The sequence below is a fragment of the Leucobacter chromiireducens subsp. solipictus genome (assembly GCF_016758195.1).
GTDB classification, from domain to species: Bacteria; Actinomycetota; Actinomycetes; order Actinomycetales; family Microbacteriaceae; genus Leucobacter; species Leucobacter solipictus.
Window position 1 is genome coordinate 448,951 of sequence record NZ_QYAC01000002.1, and the last position, 19,339, is coordinate 468,289.

16 protein-coding genes are annotated in these 19,339 nt (G+C 70.2%); 11 read left to right on the forward strand and 5 right to left on the reverse strand.

Annotation, left to right across the window (positions count from 1 at the left end; translation table 11 throughout):
- Positions 1-88 precede the first annotated feature (88 nt).
- From D3230_RS05445 to D3230_RS05455, 3 genes are read left to right on the forward strand one after another with little or no spacing between them, the layout of a single operon-like run.
- On the forward strand, positions 89-1,576 hold the full coding sequence (locus D3230_RS05445; RefSeq protein WP_202343989.1) for a DUF3375 family protein: 1,488 nt from the start codon (positions 89-91) through the stop codon (positions 1,574-1,576).
- A complete protein-coding gene (locus D3230_RS05450; protein ID WP_202343990.1) occupies positions 1,566-2,336 on the forward strand; it encodes a DUF4194 domain-containing protein in 771 nt (256 codons plus the stop codon). The genes D3230_RS05445 and D3230_RS05450 overlap by 11 nt, the downstream gene beginning before the upstream one ends.
- Positions 2,333-5,689: an ATP-binding protein gene (locus D3230_RS05455; protein WP_202343991.1), complete on the forward strand. Its 3,357-nt coding sequence runs from the start codon at positions 2,333-2,335 to the stop codon at positions 5,687-5,689. Before D3230_RS05450 ends, D3230_RS05455 begins: the two co-directional genes overlap by 4 nt.
- On the opposite strand, the gene D3230_RS05460 is transcribed toward D3230_RS05455, so the two are convergent.
- The 4 genes from D3230_RS05460 to D3230_RS05475 all read right to left on the reverse strand — a co-directional run bounded on the left by D3230_RS05460 (position 5,686) and on the right by D3230_RS05475 (position 9,420).
- Entirely contained in the window at positions 5,686-6,795 is a 1,110-nt protein-coding gene (locus D3230_RS05460; protein ID WP_202343992.1) for an FtsW/RodA/SpoVE family cell cycle protein, read from the reverse strand. The two genes, D3230_RS05455 and D3230_RS05460, sit on opposite strands and share 4 nt — an antisense overlap.
- 106 nt (positions 6,796-6,901) lie before the next feature.
- Positions 6,902-8,221, reverse strand: a complete 1,320-nt coding sequence (locus D3230_RS05465) for an LCP family protein (RefSeq protein ID WP_202343993.1) — start codon at positions 8,219-8,221, stop codon at positions 6,902-6,904.
- 138 nt (positions 8,222-8,359) lie between these two features.
- Complete coding sequence (locus D3230_RS05470) at positions 8,360-8,773, reverse strand: hypothetical protein (RefSeq protein ID WP_202343994.1); 414 nt, start codon at positions 8,771-8,773, stop codon at positions 8,360-8,362.
- Between the two features lie 83 nt (positions 8,774-8,856).
- Positions 8,857-9,420, reverse strand: coding sequence for a hypothetical protein (locus D3230_RS05475; protein WP_202343995.1), 564 nt, complete (start codon positions 9,418-9,420; stop codon positions 8,857-8,859).
- Between the two features lie 33 nt (positions 9,421-9,453).
- Between D3230_RS05475 and D3230_RS05480 the strand changes: the two genes are divergently transcribed.
- The 8 genes from D3230_RS05480 to D3230_RS05515 all read left to right on the forward strand — a co-directional run bounded on the left by D3230_RS05480 (position 9,454) and on the right by D3230_RS05515 (position 19,024).
- On the forward strand, positions 9,454-10,431 hold the full coding sequence (locus tag D3230_RS05480; RefSeq protein ID WP_237466957.1) for an EamA family transporter: 978 nt from the start codon (positions 9,454-9,456) through the stop codon (positions 10,429-10,431).
- A 9-nt stretch (positions 10,432-10,440) separates the two neighbouring features.
- Positions 10,441-11,151 carry a CYTH domain-containing protein gene (locus D3230_RS05485; RefSeq protein ID WP_202343996.1) on the forward strand — a complete coding sequence of 237 codons (711 nt, stop codon included), beginning with the start codon at positions 10,441-10,443 and terminating at the stop codon, positions 11,149-11,151.
- On the forward strand, positions 11,148-11,372 hold the full coding sequence (locus D3230_RS05490) for an HPP family protein (RefSeq protein ID WP_202343997.1): 225 nt from the start codon (positions 11,148-11,150) through the stop codon (positions 11,370-11,372). The genes D3230_RS05485 and D3230_RS05490 overlap by 4 nt, the downstream gene beginning before the upstream one ends.
- 181 nt (positions 11,373-11,553) lie before the next feature.
- Positions 11,554-12,975, forward strand: coding sequence for an NAD(P)/FAD-dependent oxidoreductase (locus D3230_RS05495; protein ID WP_202343998.1), 1,422 nt, complete (start codon positions 11,554-11,556; stop codon positions 12,973-12,975).
- On the forward strand, positions 12,972-13,364 hold the full coding sequence (locus D3230_RS05500) for a cupin domain-containing protein (RefSeq protein WP_202343999.1): 393 nt from the start codon (positions 12,972-12,974) through the stop codon (positions 13,362-13,364). Before D3230_RS05495 ends, D3230_RS05500 begins: the two co-directional genes overlap by 4 nt.
- 216 nt (positions 13,365-13,580) lie before the next feature.
- Complete coding sequence (locus D3230_RS05505; protein ID WP_202344000.1) at positions 13,581-14,945, forward strand: uracil-xanthine permease family protein; 1,365 nt, start codon at positions 13,581-13,583, stop codon at positions 14,943-14,945.
- 90 nt (positions 14,946-15,035) lie between these two features.
- A complete protein-coding gene (locus D3230_RS05510; RefSeq protein WP_337249101.1) occupies positions 15,036-18,818 on the forward strand; it encodes an AAA family ATPase in 3,783 nt (1,260 codons plus the stop codon).
- Positions 18,815-19,024, forward strand: a complete 210-nt coding sequence (locus tag D3230_RS05515) for a hypothetical protein (protein ID WP_202344104.1) — start codon at positions 18,815-18,817, stop codon at positions 19,022-19,024. Before D3230_RS05510 ends, D3230_RS05515 begins: the two co-directional genes overlap by 4 nt.
- A gap of 13 nt (positions 19,025-19,037) precedes the next feature.
- On the opposite strand, the gene D3230_RS05520 is transcribed toward D3230_RS05515, so the two are convergent.
- Positions 19,038-19,334 carry an FmdB family zinc ribbon protein gene (locus tag D3230_RS05520; RefSeq protein WP_202344001.1) on the reverse strand — a complete coding sequence of 99 codons (297 nt, stop codon included), beginning with the start codon at positions 19,332-19,334 and terminating at the stop codon, positions 19,038-19,040.
- Between the last annotated feature and the right edge of the window lie 5 nt (positions 19,335-19,339).

Below are 19,339 nucleotides of genomic sequence, written 5' to 3' on the forward strand. Positions count from 1 at the left end.
TAACGGGGTGCGCGCGGTGTCCGCCGGGCGCGGGCCCGCGCCCCGCCGGCCGTCAGGTTCGGGAGCCACGCAGCGGTATCCTTGATCGGTGACACACTCCCCGGCCGAGGCCGCATATCTGCGCGCCGTTGCAGCGTTCAAGAACCCGACGCTGGATCTGCTGCACGGCAGGTACGCCCCCTTTGTCGTCGCCGTGCTCACCCGCATGTTCTCGGCCGAGCGCGCGTCCGTCCCCGTGGCCGACGCCCACGTGGAGGTCGGCGCGTTTGTCGAGGAGATACGGGCGGCGGGCGTGGCCACCGAGGATCGCCAGATCCCGGCCGGATCGGGCCGCGAGATCTGCCGCTACTGGGTGCGGGTCGGCTGGCTGGTGCCTCACATCCACGAGGGCATCGAACTGTACCGGCTGTCCGCGCAGGCGGTCGGCGCGCTCGAGGTGGCGGGCCGTGCCGGCGGCGGGCGGGCGAAGGTGTCGCGCTCTCGCGTGCGCACCCTGCTGGAATCGGTGGAGCAGCTGACGCAGAGCGCGGAGACCGACCCCGGAAAGCGGCTCGCGCGGCTCCGCGCGGAGCGGGACGAGATCGACGCGGAGATCGCCCGGCTGGAGCGGGATGAGGTGCCGTTCGAGCCGATCGACGACGACCAGCTGCTCGAAGACACCGAGAACATCCTGCACCTGTCCCGGGAACTGCCCGCCGACTTCGTGCGCGTCGCGGAGTCGATCAACGCGATGCAGCGCGATGTGATCGCGGAGCTGCGCCGCGACGAGCGCCCCGCGGGCGAGGTGCTGCGCGAATATCTGCAGCGCGGTGAACACGTCATGGACGCGACCCCCGAGGGCCGCGCGTTTTCCGGCGCGCTGAAGCTGATCGGCGACCCGGAGCACATCGATCACCTCACCGATCAACTTCAGGGGATCCTCGCCCAGCCCTTCACCCGGCTCATGTCGGCCGAGCAGCGCGGCGACCTGCGCGCGATCGCGAAGCGCGTGGAACAGGGCGTCCAGGAGGTGCTGAACGCGCAACGGCGCGCCTCCCACGTGATCACGACCCAGGTGCGCACGCACGACCCGATCCGGGATCGCGAGGTGGACGATCTGCTCCGCGGCGTCATGGCCGGGCTGCAATCGTGGATGCCGGAATCCAAGGCGGGCGACCGGGTGGAGCCGTTGCGGAGCCTCCCGACCGGCGGGATCGGTCACCTGCGTCAGTCGCTCAACGATCTGCGGCCGCCGAACCCGCCCGCCCCGCTGCGCGATGCCGCAGCCGACGCCGAGTTCGTGGACGCGGATACGCGCGCGTGGGGCGGACCCAACTACGGGGACCTCGAGAAATACCTCGCCGGGCTCGACTCGGAACGCTTCGACCTCGCCACCGCGTTCGAGGGGATCGCGGCGGACGGCGCGCGCCGCCCCGCCGATCTGCTCGGCCTCCTGGAACTCGCCCACCGCAACGGCAGCCTGGAGGGGGACACCGTGTCGGTGGTCGAGGCGATTCGCCCGGACGGCACCTCCCGCCGCTTCGCTTTCGCGGCCGTGACCGCGCGCACACTGAAGGAAGACGCAGATGTTGACTGAGCCCGAGACCCCGGCCGTGCCCGACTCGACGCCCGCCCCGGACGCCGCGGCCCCGTTCATCGAGGCCGTGGCGATGGAGAACGACCCGGACGGAAGCTTCGCCGGGGACCGCGGCGTGCTCGAGCCGGCGGTGCGCCGCGTGCTCGTGCGGCTGCTCCAGCGCCGCGTGGTGTTCGCGGACCGCAACGCGGACGAGTGGGCCGTGCTGCTCGACAACCAGCAGGTGATCGAGTCGCGGCTGCACGACCTGTTCGTGCGGCTCATCGTCGACCTCGAACGCGGGGTCGCGTACAAGCAGCAGGTGCGCTCCGATGAGCTGGACGTGCCCGTGCTGCTGCGCGACGAGTCGTACAATCGCGCCGAAACGCTTGTGCTCGTGTATCTGCGCACGGTGTACCAGCGCGAGTCAACGGCGGGGGAGCGTGCGGTGTGGGTCGATGTCGAGGACATCGAGCAGACCGTGCTGAGCTACTTCACCGACGGCGACGGAAGTCCGGCCGCGCGGCAGAAGACGATCAAGAGCGCGCTCGGGCGTCTCCGCCAGGAGGGCATCATCGATGAGGAATCCGAGGGCCGCTACCGCATCACGCCGCTGATCGAGATCGTGCTGAGCGCGGATCGCCTGCGGGAACTGCTGAGCTGGCTGCGCGAGCAGGTGGCCCCGGACCCGCACGATCCCACCTCCGGTCCCACGCCCGAGCCCGCCCGTGACCACGCCGCCGAGCCCCGCCACACCGATCAGGGAGAACCCACCGCATGACCATGATCGACACGCTCTTCGGCATGATTCCCGCGGCCTCGCGCGGGCAGCAGTGGGTAGCGGACGAACTGCGGCTCGTGAACTGGGGTGGCTACGACGGCGCGCACCGGGTGCGGTTCTCCTCGAACGCGACGCTGCTGTGCGGTGGATCGGGATCCGGCAAGTCGACCCTGATGGACGGCTACATCGCGCTGATGATGCCCCACACGACCCCGTTCAACGGGGCCTCGAACGGCGGTGTCACGGGCCGGCCGCGCGGCGAGGAGCAGCGCAACATCCTGTCTTACGGTCGCGGCAAGCTCGACGAGTCACGCACCGACGAGGGCACCCGGGTGCGCGTGCTGCGCGGCGACGGTGAGGACACCTGGACGGCGCTCGCGATGACCTGGCTGGATCACGACGGCTCGCGCTTCACCGCTGTGCGCGCCTGGTACTTCCCGGCGTCCGCCCGCCTGCTTGATGACGCCGTGAAGGTGCGCGCCACGATCGACGGACCCTTCGATCTGAGCGCGCTGGAGACCGCGGCAGCCCACCGCCTCTCCGACGCCGCGGTGAAGGCCGCGGGACTCGACACCTACGCGACGGACCGCGAGTTCTCGGCGAAAATTCACACGGTGCTCGGGATCGGGGCGGCCGGGGCCGGGGCGAAGGCCATGAGCCTGCTCGCCCGAATCCAGGCCGGGCAGCAGATCACCACCGTTGACGAGTTGTACAAGCGGATGGTGCTCGAAGAACCCGACTCGCTCGCGACCGCGGACGCGGTCGTGGGGCACTTCGACGAGCTTGAGAGCACCCGGCAGCGCATGGTGACCGCGCAGAAGCAGGTCCGGGCGCTCCGGCCCATTCGTGAGATGCGGGAGCGGATCGTGGCGGCCGCGGATCAGCTCCGCCTGCTCGACGAGATCGGCCGTTTCGGAGATCCCGATTCGCTGGCCGCGCTGTGGCGTGCGAACCGCCGGCTCGCGCTGCTGCGCGAGGTGGAGGCCGAGCTGCAGCAGGAGAAGGGGGCCGCCGACGCGGAGGTGCGCGCCCAGCAGGCGCTCGCCGCCGCCGCGGAAGCCGAGCGCGCCGGGCTCGTCGAGGTGCTGCGAAACTCGGGCGGCGACCGCATCGAGCGGGCGGAGCGTGATCTCGGCCTGGTCGAGACGCGCCTCGAGCAGGCGCGAGCGGCCCGCGAGCGCTTCGCATCGCTCCTGCTCGGGCTCGGGGAGGAGATCCCGAATGAGAAGGCCTTCCGCGCGCTCGTGACCCGGGCCCGGGCGGAACTCGCGGATCCGGCGGCGAAATCGGCCGTGCGCGACGCGTACGCGGATGCGCGGGGCACGACGAACGCGATCCGCGCGGAGTTGACCGGCCTCGAAGCGGAGCATCGCAGCTCGGAGTCACTGCGCGGAAACATCCCGAGCGCCCTGCACGAGTCGCGTGAACTGCTGGCGCACGCGGCGGGGCTCTCGGCCGAGGACCTGCCCTTTGTCGGCGAACTTGTCGAGGTGCGCACGGAGTTCGAACCCTGGCGGGATGCGTTCGGGCTCGCGCTCGGCGGCTTCGCGACCACGCTGCTGATCGACGCCGAGCACCTGCCGCGGTTCCGGGCCGCGATCAACGAGGTGCGGGTGCCGTCCCGGCTGCGGTACGAGGGGGTGCGGCTCGGCACCGCGGGGAAGCCCCGCCTGGACGCGCAGCAGTTGCCGGGCCGGCTCGACTATCGCGAAGGCCCGTTCACCGCCTGGCTCCAGGAGCGCCTGGCGGATCAGTTCGGGTTCGTGTGCGTGGATGACGCGACGGCGTTTGCGGAGCATCGCATGGCGCTGAGCATCACGGGTCAGATGTCGCAGGGAAGCCGGGGCGCGCACGGTGGGCACGGGCGCAGTTCGGTGCTCGGGTTTTCGAACCAGCGCCGCCTGGCCGAGCTCGGCGACAAGGTCGCCGACTGCGAGCGACGGTTGCAGGCCGCCGCCGAGGCCGAGCAGGAGGCTGCACGAGCGCTCGACACGATCGATGCGCGGCACACCGCCTACGGGAAGCTCGTCGAGCTGAGCTGGGAGCAGATCGACGTCGCCGCGGTGGAGCAGGAGCGTGACAACTGGGAGCGGATCGTCGCGGGCCTGGTCGAGGGGAATCCCGAGATCGAGGACCTGCAGAGCCAGATCGCCGCGCTCAAGACGCAGATCGAGGCGCAGCAGAAGAAGGTGGGCCGGGCGGAGGCCAAGCAGGAGAGCATCGCGCGGCAGTGGGCGGAGATCACCGACGAGGTGGACGCGGCGCAGCAGTCGGTCGACGAAGCCGAGGATGCGGGCCGCGAACTCGGGGACGCGCACGCCGCGTATCTGAGCGAGCGGTTCGAGACGCCGGCTACGGGCCGCGCCCGGAACCGGACGGACGCCCTCTCCCGCTTCGACGCGGCGCTCGACACGGCCGCGAAGCTGCTTCACGAGGACCAGGCCGCCGCGCAGGCGACCCTCGAAGAGCAGCGCGGGCATCTGCGTCGCGCGCTGGAAGGCTTCCTCGAAAGCTGGCCCAACCCGAATCTGCGGGCCGACCCGGATGCCTCCCTGAAGGACTTCGAACGGATCCTGGCGGAGCTCGAGACGAGCGGCCTGCACGAGCTGGAGGCCGAGTGGAAGCAGAGCCTCCTGAAGCTCTCGGGCAACGACCTGACGAACCTGGATTCCACGCTGAGCCGCGCGCTGCGCGAGATCAAGGAACGCATCGAACCGATCAACCGCATCATGCGGGATCTGCCGTTCTACGATGACGAGCACCGCCTGCAGATCACGCCGCGCGAGACGCAGTCCGAAACGCGGCGGCGCTTCCGCGCCGAACTCCGGGACGTCCGGGCCCTCATCGCGGGGGCGCAGAGCGACGCCGAGCGCGAGCTCGCCTATGAGCGGATGGCCCGGCTGATCGGCCGGATCCGGCGCACCGCCCCCGACTTCGCCGAACTCGTGGACGTGCGCAACCACGTGCGGGTCAGCGCGGAAAAGGTGCACGCCCAGACCGGACAGCACGCGGCGCTCTACGATCACATCGGTGAGAAGTCCGGTGGCGAGTCGCAGGAGCTCATCGCCTTCATCGTCGGGGCGGCGCTGCGCTACCAGCTCGGCGATGCGGACGCCGAGCGCCCGCGCTACGCCCCGGTGTTCCTCGACGAGGCGCTCATCAAGGCGGACGCGCACTTCACGAAGCGCGCGATCGGGGCGTGGCGCGGGCTCGGGTTCCAGCTCATCATCGGCGCGCCGAACGACAAGTACAGCGCGATCGAGCCCCACGTCGACGTCGAGTACGACATCCTGAAGGACACGCAGGGCCGCTCCTGGGCGAAGCCGAAGGTGGGTCTCCCCGCGCACCGCTAGGTGCGCTCGGGTGGTGCGGCCTCCCGCTCCGCCTGTTCGCGGACGCACGCGAGCACCACGCCCACGGCCATGAGCGTGGAGATCAGGGAGGTGCCGCCGGCGGAAACAAAGGGGAGTGGCACTCCCAGGACGGGAATGAACCCGAGCACCACGGCCACGTTCACAGCCATCTGCGCGCTGATCCACGCGGTCGCCCCGCCGAGCACGGCGGTGGCGAAGGGGTCGTCCAGGCGGCCGATCAGGCCGACCAGGGCGAGCGCGATGGCGACGAACGCGGCGAGGACCGCCGCGGCCCCGAGCAGCCCCAGCTCTTCCCCGGTGATCGCAAAAATGAAGTCGGTGTCGGCTTCCGGGAGCCAGGCCCACTTCGCGGTGGAGTTGCCGAGCCCCGCGCCAAAGATCCCGCCGTGCGCCAGCGCCCAGAATCCATTCAGTGACTGCCAGCACATGCCCTGCGCGTGTTCCGCGTCGGTCAGGCAGTCGATCTCCATGAACTGCACGATCCGGATCACCCGGTTCGGCTTGATCAGCGTCATGACGGCGATGCCTGCGGCGGCAATGGCCGCGATGGTCACGAGAAACCGAAAGCGCACCCCCGAGAAGTACAGGCAGCCGAACACGAGCGCGGCGATAATCATGAGTGTTCCGAGGTCCCCGCCGATCACATTGATGCCCATCGAAAGGGCCACGACGGGGAGGATCGGGATCGCCACGTGCCACCATTCCCGCAAGAGTGGGCGCTTCGCCGCGAGAATCGTGGCGACCCAGACGAGCAGCACGAACTTCATGAACTCGGCGGGCTGCGCGGAGAGGGGGCCGAGCCGCAACCAGTTGCGGTTCCCGCCGGCCTCGTAGCCCAACGGGGTATACACGAGCAGCTGCAGTGTGAGCCCGACGCCGAGCAGCGGCCAGGCGAGTCGCCGAAGCCGCGCGGTCGGGGTGCGGCTCAGCACCAGCAGCAGCGCGATCCCGACGACCGCGTAGCCGCCCTGCCGGATCAGCCCGGAGAACGGGCTTCCGCCCGCGGCGATCGCGGTGACCTGGCTGGCGGACTGCACCATGAGGATGCCGAGCCCCACGAGGAGGCACACCGATGCGAGGAGCACCGTGGTGAGACTCCGGAGAGGACCGGCTTCGGTGGGGACCCCACCGAAGCCGGTCGGCCGCGCCGCGGGAAGGCGGAGGCGGCTCGACCGAGCTGCCACGGTCGCCCTAGTTCACACACGGGAGCGATCCCGCAAGGATCGGCTCGTCCCAGGTCTCGACCACGGCGAAGCCGGGGGCCGGGGGCTCCGGACGATCGACCGGGGCTTCCGCCGGCTCGCCCGCGTCCGGCTCGCCGGCGTCCGGCAGCTCCGCGCCCGGTTCGCCCGCGCCCGCCTGCGAGCCCGCACCCTCGCCCGAATCTGGATCGCCCCCCGCATCAGGTGCCGCGAAGTACGTTCCCGCGAAGATCGCGGCGACCACGCCCTGTACCTCATCGAGGTCCACCGTGTTCACCGAGGCCCCGTCGACAAACTCGAAGTCGACGATCGGCAGCGTGACGAACCGGGCCCCGGACTTCGAGGCCTCCACGGCGATCCGCAGAAACTCCAGCACGTTGAAGTCCGTGTCGAGCGCGACGTGATTCTGGGTCACGTCGACGAGCGCGGACACGGTTTTCGGGTTCGTGAGGGTGCTCCGCTGGGTCAGCTCGTGGGCCACGCTCGCGAGAAAGGCCTGCTGGCGGCGCGAGCGGTCGAGATCCGTGAGGTACGGGCCGTCGAAGCCCGTGTCGCGGCGCTGCCGCACGAAGCTCATGGCCTGCGCCGCATCGAGCTCCTGCACGCCGGCGACGAAGTTCGCCCCGGAATACACGTCCTCGGTCGCCTGATTCAGGCACACCGTGATCGGGGCAACTGCCTGCGAGATGTAGGCGAAGCCACCCATGGTCATCTCGACGAAGTGGTCGATCCTGACGTCGCCGAGGAAGTGGGACACGGTTTCGATCTGGGCTTGCCGACCAGCGCTGCGCGCCGCCTGGTACCGCTCGGCATCGCTCATCGATGCGTCGTTCACGAGCTCGCTCATGCGCTCCTGCATGGCGAGCCCATAGGCCTCCTTGATCTTCGAGTGCGTGATCCCGAGCGGCGCTCCGGCGAGCTCGACGTAGTCGTCGCGGGGGATCGAGATTCCCACCGTCTGCGAGCGGTCCTCGGGGATGTGCAGCAGCATGAGCACGTTTGCGTTGTAGCCGCCGTCATCCGCGGTGCCCGCGTGGAGGGCATCGTAGATCTCCTCGGGGAGGGGCTGGCCATTCTGATCGACGCGACTATCCATGCCCATGATCAGGATGTTTTGTTCGCCCGGATCGGTCTCCAGGTCGTCAACCTGGGGCAACGTGAAGTCTGAGCGGACGATGTTGCTCGTCACGGCGTGGTAGGCGATGGCGATGCCCACCCCCGTGAGGAGGAGCACGCTGGCGAGGGTAACGGCGAGGGTGGTCATCAGGCGGCGACGCCGCGAACGAGGGGTGCGTGGGGGAGTAAGCATGGGGGTCCATCCCGTGAGGAGCTGATCGGAAAAGCCCGCGCACGCGAGACGCCCCCCAAGACTGGGGCGGCGAGGGGCGTGCCGGGCAGCGGTCGAGCGCCGCGGGGCACGGGACACCGGGTGTCCCGTACGGGGCGCTCAGGCCGCGATCAACGGGGGAGTGGTCGGGACCTCGCGGAACGGATCGGGTGGGAGCACGCAGCGCGTGATCCGGTGCAGTTCGCCCGCGGTCAGTGCGGGGAGCCGGATTTCAAGTGCGGCAATGGCGGAGCCGGGACCGAAGGCGGGTGCCAATACGGTCATGACGCCGTCGGGTTCGTCGATCTCGTCGACCGGGGCGAACGCTGCCTGTTCGAGCAGAGCGTCGACGTCGGCGTCCTCAAGCGTTTCCTGCTTCGACCGGGACTCATCGAAGCGCAGGGTCAACTGCGTCGGATCCGGATCGCGCAGCGCGCCCTGGGCCTGCATGATGTCAATCATCCAGAAGCTGGGCATGAACAGGGAAAAAATGATGAGCAGGAGCAGCGGAACTCGCAACGATCGTGCGCGCATGTTGCCCCCTTTCCCGGCCCGTCTGGCTTCCGGGGAGCGATGCTAGCAGGGCAAGCTGGGTGGTGAGGTGGGCCGCGGCGGCGCTACTCGGGCCGCGGGTGCCGCAGCAACTCGGCGCGCTCGCGGAGGAAATCCGCCAGGCTCGGTGCGCCCTCGAGCGGGGCACCCGCACGCCAGCGCACCCGGATCTCGCCCGCGCTGTAGCCGACGGGAAGCTCCGGATCCGCGAGGAGCTCGGCGAGGCGCGCGTCGGGGAGGATCTCGCTGTCACGCAGCGGGATCGGTGTGGCATCGAAGTTCACGGGCTCGCCCGCGGGAATGCCGCCCCGCAGCGCCGCCGCCGCGATTTCGCGGCGTTCCTCGCGCGACACAGACTGGTAGCCGGGACGTCCGCGCTCGGCGGCGCGAGTGGCGCGGCCCGCCGCGTAGAGCCGAGCGTCGGTGCCGAGGAGAACGGTGCCCAGACGCCACGCGGAACCGAACTCCTGCATTGTGTCCGGGCGCGCCCAGAGCAAGATCTTGCGTGGCGTCACGACGCGGGCGAGATGCTCGGGCGGGATCCCGGCGGCGGCGAGACCCGCGGCGGTGTCCGCGCACGCATCCGTGGCCCGGGAGAGGGCCGCCTCGAAGTCTTGCGCAGCGGTCACTCGGACAGTGTATCCGGCACTAGAGTTGGTCTGATGAGCTCATCGTCGACAGCGCAGCATTTCACTCGGTCCGCAACGATTCGCGCCATGCTGCTGGTGCTGGTCGGGTCGCTGGGGATGCAGTTCTCCGCCGTGATCGCGGTGGGGCTGTTTCCGGCGTTCGGGGTGCTCGGTACGAGTGCGCTCCGCATGGTGATCGCGGCGGTGATCCTCCTCGCGATCTTCCGTCCCCGGCTGCGCGGGCGCACGCGGCGCGAGTGGGTGGGCATCATCCTCTACGGTGTGGCCATGGCCGCCATGAATGCGTTCCTGTATCTCGCGTTCTCCCGCCTGCCGCTCGGCATCGCCACCACCATCGACTTCCTCGGACCGTGCATGGTGGCGCTGCTCGCGTCCCGCCGCGCACGCGAGGGCGCGCTCGCCGTCGTGGCGCTGCTCGGGGTGGCGCTCATCGCCGGCTTCGGCGGGGCGCTCGACCCGCTGGGACTGCTCTTCGCGGCGCTCGCGGGGACGGCTTTCGGGCTGTACACCCTGCTCGCGGCGCAGGTCGGCCAGTCCGACGGCGGTCTGCCGAGCGTCGCCCTCTCGGTCACCGTCGCCGCGATCCTGACGCTGCCGTTCTCCGTGCCCGTCATGCCTCTCGTGCGACCCGAGCACCTGCTCGCGCTGCTGACGTCCGCGGTGCTCGGCACCGCACTGGCGTTTACCGTCGATACGATCGCGGGAAAGCTGACCTCGGCGCGTGTTCTCGGGGTGTTGTTCGCCTTCGACCCGGTCGTGGGAACGATCCTGGGTGCGCTGTTCCTGAACCAGCTGTTGACGCCGATCGCGGTGCTCGGCATCGTGCTCGTCGTGGGGGCGGGGGCCGGGATCGTGTGGCTGTCCGGGGGACACGGGCCGGCGGCGGCGCCCGCACCCGAGCCCGAGCCCGAGCCCGGGCCTGCGTCCGAGCCCACACCAACGCTCGCACCCGAACCCGCGCCCGCCGAGGATCCGCCGCCCACGGCGTAGGCTGAGAGCGTGAGTTCAGACGCAGCGCGTGAATCGCTCGAGATCGAGCGCAAGTACGAGGTCGATGTGGCGGCGCAGCTGCCGACGCCAGAGCAATTCCTGGCGGTCGGCTTTGTCGCCGATCCGGCGGCGACGTTCGGACTCCGGGCGCGCTACTTCGACACCACCGACGAGGAACTGGCCCGGGCTGGCGTCGCGCTGCGCGTGCGTGAGGGCGGAGCGGACGCCGGATGGCACATCAAGGTGCGACAGCCGGGCGGTGTGCGCGAGCTCCAATGGCCGCTGTCCGAGGAGCTCCCGGACCCGCTGCGCGCGGAACTGCGAGCGCTCGTCGGAGACGCGGCCGATCGGGTCGAGCCGCGCGCGACGATGGCCACCGAGCGCACCGTGGTGGTGCTGCGGGACGCCGCCGGGGCGGCGCGCATCGAGATCGCCGACGATCGCGTGGTCGCCGCGGATCTCGCGGCCGGCGTGCGCCGGGCATGGCGCGAGTGGGAGGCGGAGCTGCTGCCGGGGGCCGCGGAGGCCGAACTCGATGCGGTGGATCCGGCGCTGCGGGGCGCGGGTGCCGTTCCGTCGGCCAGCCCGGCCAAGATCGCTCGCGCCACAGGGCGGCTCGTCGGGCTTGCCCGGGCTCGCGGGGCGGACGCGGCGCAGCTCGCGGCCCTCGAAGCGCTTGACGCCGCCGATCAGGCAGCGGCGCGTAGGCTGGACGCATGAGTAAGCGAGCGAAATCCGGCGGGCCGCAGGGCGGTCGTGGCGCGGGCAAGACCCCGGAGCCCTCACCGAAGGCGCGGCGGAAGCAGATCATTGTCGGCCTCATCATGGGTGCCGTGATGGGCCTCGTCATTAGCGCGATCAGCCAGTTCTGGCTGTGGCTGCCCGCGGGCCTGGCGGTGGGCCTCGCGGCCGGGGCGATCATGAAGCCGCCGGCGGAGTAGCGCCTCGCGGTGGCGCGGTGCCCTGGGCGGTGAGCGGGGGCGCTGCGTCCTGCCCGGACCGGGGCGGTGAGGTGCCGATCCTGCACTCTGACACAAGCCCATGTCAATGGCGTTGACATGGGCATTTACATCCGCGTGAAATTGTGCGAGGATCGAGCAGGACATCGAAGACGAGGACCCCATGCACCCCACTATTTTTGAAACCAACCGCCCGGCGGCGAAGATCGTCGAGGATGCGCTCGCCGACACGAAGCTCGAGTGCTTCTGGATCGACGACGTGGCCGGCACCGCGGCCACCTACCCGCCGCTCGCCGGCGACACTCGGGTCGACGACGCCGTGGTCGGCGGCGGCTACGCCGGGCTCTGGACCGCGATCAAGCTCAAGACCGAGCACCCCGAACGCCGCGTCGTGTTGCTCGAGGCGATGCGCATCGGCTGGGCGGCATCCGGCCGCAACGGCGGCTTCTGCGAGGCGAGCATCACGCACGGTGAGCCGAACGCCGAGGCGCGCTGGCCCGAAGAGACCGGCACGCTGCGCCGCCTCGGCTACGAAAACCTCGACGCGATGGAAGCGTTCATCGCGGAGCATGAGCTCGACGTCGACTTCGAACGCACGGGGCAACTGTCCGTGGCAAACGCGCCGCACCAGGTCGCGTGGCTCGGGGAGAGCGACGATCCCTCGGTGGTCACCCTGAACGCCGCCGAAGTGCAGGATCGCATCGCCTCGCCCACCTTCCTCGGCGGCGAGTTCTCCCCGCACGAGAACGCCAACCTGCACCCGGCAAAGCTTGCGGCGGAGCTCGCACGGCACGCCGCCAGCATCGGCGTCGAGATCCACGAGCAGACCCCCGTGAAGCGGCTCGACGGCGGCGCGGACACCCCGATCCAGCTCGGCACCGAGCGCGGCACCGTCACCGCTGAGCGCGTCGCGCTGTGCACGAACGTGTTCCCGTCGCTCCTCAAGCGCTACCGCTTCCACACGGTCCCGGTGTATGACTACGTCCTGATGACGGAGCCGCTGAGCGATGAGCAGCTCGCCTCCATCGGGTGGTCGGGGCGCGAGGGGCTCGCCGACATGGCGAACCAGTTCCACTACTCGCGACTCACGAAGGACAACCGGATCCTCTGGGGCGGCTACGACGCGGTGTACTTCGCGGGCGGCAAGATCCGGCCCGAGCACGAAGACCGGATGGAAAGCCACCGGAAGCTCGCGAGCCACTTCTTTACGACCTTCCCGCAGCTCGCGGGGGTGAAATTCACGCACCGCTGGGCGGGCGTGATCGACACGAGCACGCGCTTCTGCGCGTTCTTCGGCCAGGCGCACGGGGGCCGCGTGCAGTACGTCGCCGGGTTCACGGGGCTCGGGGTGGGGGCCACACACTTCGCCGCCGACGTCATCGTCGATCGGCTCGAGGGTCGCGTGACCGAGCGGACCGAGCTGAAGATGGTGCAGGACGTGCCGCTGCCGTTCCCGCCGGAGCCCGCCGCGTCGATCGGCATCAACCTGACCCGCTGGGCGATGGATCGCGCCGATCACAACGAGGGCAAGCGCAACCTGCTCCTCAAGACGCTCGACGCACTCGGCCTGGGGTTCGACTCGTGAGCGGCGCACAGCTGCCCGAGGGGGCGAACCACGCCGTCCGCGCGGTCACGGCCGACGTCGCGCTTGAGGCGGTCCCGGCCGCCGACGTCGTGTCCGGCTCGCCCGTCCAGGGAGTGCTCGAACTCGGGCAGATCGCCGGCGCGGAGGCCGGGGTCTGGGAACTGCGCGGCGGCACGGTGACCGACACCGAGGTCGATGAACTGTTCATCGTGCTCTCGGGCGGGGCAACGATCGAGCTCCTGCACGAGCCCGGGCGCGACGCCGCTGCGGGGGAGGCCCCTCGCGTGGTCGAGGTCGGCCCGGGAGACGCGATGCGGCTGGTCGCGGGCACCCGCACCCGCTGGACCGTCGCGGACCACATCCGCAAGATCTACATCGCCGAGGCGTAGCGCGCCGGCGCACGGCACCCTAACCGAGGCTTTTTCCCGAGACTGAGCCAAATTCCGCGGAGTTTGGCTCAGTCTCGGGAAAAAGCCTCGGTTGAGGTGTGCCTGGACCGGGCCTCGCGCGAAGCTGAGCGTTCCCTGTAAGATAATCGCTTGGTCGCGCGCCTTCGGGGCGGACGCGCAGCACATTCGGACCGCTCGCCCCCTGAAGGAGCCCCCATGGCCCTGCCCTGGAAACTGCACGGCGACGGCAAGCACGTCGCGCCCGACGCGATCGTGCTCCCCGAGGAGCGCCTGAGCTGGGGCCGGACCTTCGGCTTCGGCGCGCAGCACGTCGTCGCCATGTTCGGCGCGACGTTCCTCGTCCCGCTGATCACGGGCTTCAGCCCCACCGCCACGCTCTTCTTCTCCGGGCTCGGCACGATCCTGTTCCTACTGCTGACCGGGAATCGGCTCCCGAGCTACCTGGGCTCGTCGTTCGCGTTCATCGCGCCGATCATGGCAGCAACCGCGGGCGGCGACGATCTCGGCCGGGCGTCCTTCGGGATCCTCGCCATCGGCGTGCTCATGGCAATCGTCGGCCTCGTGGTGCACCGCTTCGGCACGGGCTGGATCAACGCGCTCATGCCGCCCGTCGTCATGGGTGCGATCGTCGCCCTGATCGGCTTCAACCTGGCACCCGCCGTCCGGAACAACTGGACGGGCAACCCGGCCGCGAACCCCGAGGTCGATCAGGCGCTGTCCTCCTGGGTCGCGCTGGCAACGCTCATCGCGATCCTGCTCATCACGGTCCTGTTCCGGGGCCTGATCGGACGCCTGTCGATCGTGCTGGGCATGGCCGTCGGGTACGTGATCGCCGTGATCGCCGGCCTTGTTGACTTCACCGCGGTCTCCGAGGCCGACTGGGTGGGGCTGCCCGCGTTCCACGCCGTCGGCAACCCCTTCGCCGATCCCTCGCTCTGGGGGCTGCTGCCCGCGTTCCTCCCGGTCGTGCTCGTGCTCATCGCCGAGAACGTCGGTCACGTGAAGAGCGTCGGCCTCATGGTGAACCGCGACCTCGACGGGGTCACGGGACGCGCCCTCCTCGCGGACGGCCTCTCGACGATGCTCGCCGGCTTCGGCGGCGGATCCGGCACCACCACCTACGGCGAGAACATCGGCGTGATGGCCGCCACGCGCGTCTACTCGACCGCGGCGTACTGGATCGCGGGCGGCATCGCGGTGCTGCTGAGCTTCTCCCCGAAGGTCGGCGCGGTCATCTTCTCGGTCCCGCCGGCCGTGCTCGGCGGCGTGACGGTGGCGCTGTACGGCCTGATCGGCCTGATCGGCGTGAAGATCTGGATCGACAACAAGGTCGACTTCTCCAAGCCGATCAACCAGTTCTCGGCGGCCGTGCCGCTGATCGTCGGCATCGCGGACTTCACGATCCAGTTCGGCTCGGTCGTCTTCAACGGCATCGCGCTGGGCACGATCGCCGCGATCGGCGTCTACCACCTGATGCGCGTCCTCGCGAAGGCGCGCGGCGGCGAGATGCAGATGGTGGATCCGGTGGTCACCGCCCCCGCCGAAGAGACGACGCCCTAACCCGGTAAAGCCCTGAGAAACCGTCACCCCGGCGCGCGAAACTCCGCCGGGGTTACGGTCGATTCCGCATGCACCGCTTAGGGTGGCGGTGTGTGGAGTGTAGAGCGGCGACGACGTCCGGAGACGGACCAGGTCGCGAATGATGCGGAGGGCGTCACCGCCGAGGCGGTGATCCCCGCTACCGAGGGTGCCCCGGTACCCGCCCCCGAGTCGAACACTCAGCCGAAGGAAGACTTGACGACGCAACTCACCGGTCCCGTGTCTCTCGTCGACGCCTACGCCGACGAGCACGCCGATTGGCGGCGCGAGGCCGCGAGTATCGGTGGCCGCAACCCGATGCTGCACTTCGACGACAGCCCGGCGAACCGGATCGAACTGTCGACGACGCACCCGGGCGGCCTGCCCCAGTTCATCACGGGCAACAAGATCCTGCTCTCCGCCCTGATCCGCGACGATCTGGCGCTGCGCCACGCCCGCGTGGCTGCGGGCCGGGTCACCGACAAAGCGATCGAGATGCGCACGGTGCGGGGCCTGGAAACGGTCCACCTCGGCGTCGGTATCGCGAAGTGGACGTTCGAGGGCGAGGAATTCTGCGCCCCCGTGCTGCTGCGCCCGCTCGCGATCCGCCGTTACGGCCGCGATTTCGAGCTGAAGCTCAAGCAGTTCCCGGTCGTCAACGGTGAGCTGATCCGAGTCCTGAATGAGCAGTTCGGGATCACGCTCGACGCTCGCAGCCTCGTAGAACTCTCGCAGTCCGAGGGCGTGTTCAAGCCGCAGCCCGTGATCGACCGCGTGCGGCAAATGGTGGCGGGCGTCTCCGGGTTCGTGGTGCAGCCCCGGCTCGTGGTCTCCTCCTTCCACAGCGTTTCCCAGGGCATGGTGGACGCGGTGAAGGAGCTCGATTCCCCGATCCTCGCGGCCCTCTGCGGGAGTGAGCCCGCGCGTGAACAGCTCGCGGCGGCCTACCGGCCCGTGAGCGCGACCCCCGCCGACGAGCGCTCTCCCGATGTGGACCGCTACCTGTACGACGCGGATGCCGAGCAGGACGACGTGCTCGCGCAGATCGACGCCGGGCACTCCCTCGTGGTGCACGCCCTCCCCGGGACGGGCGGCACGCAGACCGTGGTCAACGCGATCGGCAGCCTGGTCCGCGAGGGGAAGCGGGTGCTCGTGGTGTCGCCGCGGCGCGCCACGCTCGACGGGATCACGCACCGCCTGACGCGGGCCGGCCTCGCCGGGCTCTCCGTGTCGCCGCGCCGCCTGCGCCGCACCCTCGTCGAATCGATCAGTCGCAACGAGAACGCCCGCGCCGAGCAGCTGGGCGAGGTCGATGCCGCGCTGATCCGGCTCCGCGGGGTCCTGAGCGACTACCGCGGTGCCCTCTCCGGCACCGACGAGCGCTTCGGGGTGTCGCCGCTCGACGCGCTCCGCCGGCTGACCCAGCTGGCGCTGGGGGAGCGGCCGCCGAGCACGACGGTGCGCCTCGACGATCAGGCGCTCGGCCAGCTCACGCTTGACCGGAGCTCGATGGCGGAGGCCCTCACCGAGGTCGCCCGGCTCGGACAGTTCCAGTATGGCCCCGAGGACTCACCCTGGTACGGAGTGAGCTTCCACACGACCGAGGAGGCGCGCACCGCCTACGGTCTCGCCGTGGACCTCGCCGAATCGCAGCTGCCGCGCTTGATCTCGATGGCTAATGAGGTCATCGGCCAGACCTCGATGCGCCCCTACGAGACGATCGCGGAACTGGGCGTGTACCTCCGCCTGCTCATGGGGATCCGGGACACGCTCGACCGCTTCACGCCCGCCGTCTACGACCGCTCGCTCACCGAGGTGATTGCGGCGCACGCGCCCGGCCGCAGCGGCGAGGAGATGACCGCGGCGAACAAGCGACGGCTGAAGAAGCTCGCCCGCGAGTACGTGCGCCCCGGCGTGCACATCACCGATATGTATTCGCGCCTGGTGCAGATCCAGCAGCAGCGCGTCCTGTGGCAGCGGTACACGACGGTGGTCGGGGCGCGGCCGGAGGTGCCGCTCGGCATCTCGGACGTGGTCGTGGCCTTCCAGTCCGCGTACCAGGATCTTGACGAGCTTGACCGCGTGCTCGGGGTGGTCGGCGATGCGAACCGCCTGAAGAACCTCACGCTCGGGGCGCTCGCGAGCCGGATCTCGGATCTCGCACGCGAATCCGAGGTGCTGCAGAACATTCAGGAGCGCACCACGATCGTGGAGCGCATGCGCGCCGCGCACCTGGAACCCCTGCTCGACGATCTGTCCGCCCGCCACGTGCCGGCGGAGGACGTGGCCGCGGAGCTCGAGCTCGCGTGGTGGCAGTCGGTGCTGGAGCGCATGCTGCAGACGAACCCTGCCCTGCTGAGCGCGAACACGGGCGTGATCGAACGGCTCGAGGCCGATTTCCGCCTCGTGGACGACGCCCACGCGGGCGCGAACGGCGCGCTGCTCGCGGCCAGCCTCGCGGACGCCTGGCGCGTGGCGGTGCTGGATCACAAGCAGGAAGCGCTCGCGATGCGTGGCGCACTGCGCCGCTCGGACACAACGGCGACGATGCTCGCTCAGGGGGCCCCGAACCTGCTCGGCGTACTCGCCCCGGTGTGGACCATGTCGCCGTACGAGGTGGCGCAGCTGCCAGACGGGATGCGCTTCGACACCGTGCTCCTCGTCGACGCGGGCGCGACCACCCTCGTGGAGAACCTGGGCGCGATCCGGCGTGCACAGCAGGTCGTGGCCTTCGGCGACACGATGACGCAGACTCCCGCGCACTTCGAGGTATCCGTTGGGGCGGCTGAGCCGGACGCAGCGGACGCCGAGGAGCTGCATCAGCGTTCGGCCTATGCGTTGCTCAGCGACGTGCTCCCCACGCTGACGCTCACCCGCAGCTATCGCGCCGGCGGCGAGGACCTCACGAACCTGGTCAACTCCCGCTTCTACGGTGGCGCGATCCAGTCCCTGCCGTGGGCCGGGAGTTTCTTGGGCCACTCGAGCCTCACCTACGAGTTCGTTCGCGGCGGTCAGGGCCTTCCCGACCCGCAGAGCGGGGCCGTGGAGAGCACGGACGCCGAGGTCGAGCGCGTGGTGCAGCTGGTCCTCGAACACGCGAGCGAACGCGCAACCGAATCCCTCATGGTGATTACCGCGAGCGAGCGGCACGCGGTGCGCGTGTACCAGGCGGTGCTCCAGGCCTTCTCGAAGTTCCCGCAGTACCGGGACTTCCTGCTGGGCGAGCGGGCGGAGCCGTTTGCGGTGCTCACCCTGGAGCAGGCCACCGCCCAGAGCCGGGATCGCGTGATCTTCTCGGTCGGGTTCGGGCGCACCCCGCACGGTCGCGTGCTGTCGAACTTCGGTGGCCTGGGTCGCCCCGGCGGCGAACGGCTGCTCGCCGTGGCCATGACCCGCGCCCGGCGCGCCATGACGATCGTGAGCTGCTTTAAGCCGGAGGATCTCGACTCCGTGCGGATCAAGCACGGCGTGGTCGAGCTGGCCGAGCTGCTCGCGATGGAGCATCCGGAGCCGGAGGCCCCCGCGCTGCCCGCCGAGCGTGACCCGATGATCGGGGAACTCGCCGACCGGATGGAAGCGCTCGGGCTCACCGTCGCCCTGGACTATCGCGGAGTGATTCCGCTCGCTGCCTCGGCCAACGGCCGGGCCATCGCGGTCGACATCGACCTCGGTGATGGTGCGGAGAGCCTGCGCGACACGCTTCGCCTGCGCCCCGCCGTGCTGCGGCGACTCGGCTGGCACTACCACCGGGTGCAGAGCTTCGATCTCTTCGCGGACCCGGAAGAGGCGGCGCGGCGGATCGCGCGGACTCTGGGCCTCGGCGCGGAGCCGGGAAGCGGCGCGGCGCAGGCGTGACCGACGCAGCAGGTCGGCGGCCCCGTCGGGCGCAGCGGCCCGCCCCGGACGGGGTGGATCCGCGGCCGTCAGAGCACCCGCTCGACGCCCCGGCGCGCGAGGATCGCGCGGAGGGGTGGGGCGACGGGGGAACCGCGCCCGGCGGTTCCGCGGAGCGCGCGAACGAGGACCGTCTGCGTCGCGATCGTCCGCCCCACTGGGGCTAGCGCCGCCGTCGGGTTAGGAGCTCGACGAGCTGGAGGACGAGCTCGATCCGGAGCCGCTGGATCCCGAGCTGCTGGATCCAGAGCCGCTGGATCCGGAGCTCGCGGGAACCGACGAGCTCGAAGAAGAGCCGCCCGAGCGGGAATCCGTGCGGTAGAAGCCGGACCCCTTGAAGGTCACGCCGAGCGAACCGAACACCTTGCGCAGGGTTCCCTCGCACTCGGGGCACGTGGTCAGCGCGTCGTCCGTGAACGACTGGTACACGTCAAAGGCGTGGCCGCAATCGGCGCACCGGTAAGCGTAGGTAGGCACAATAG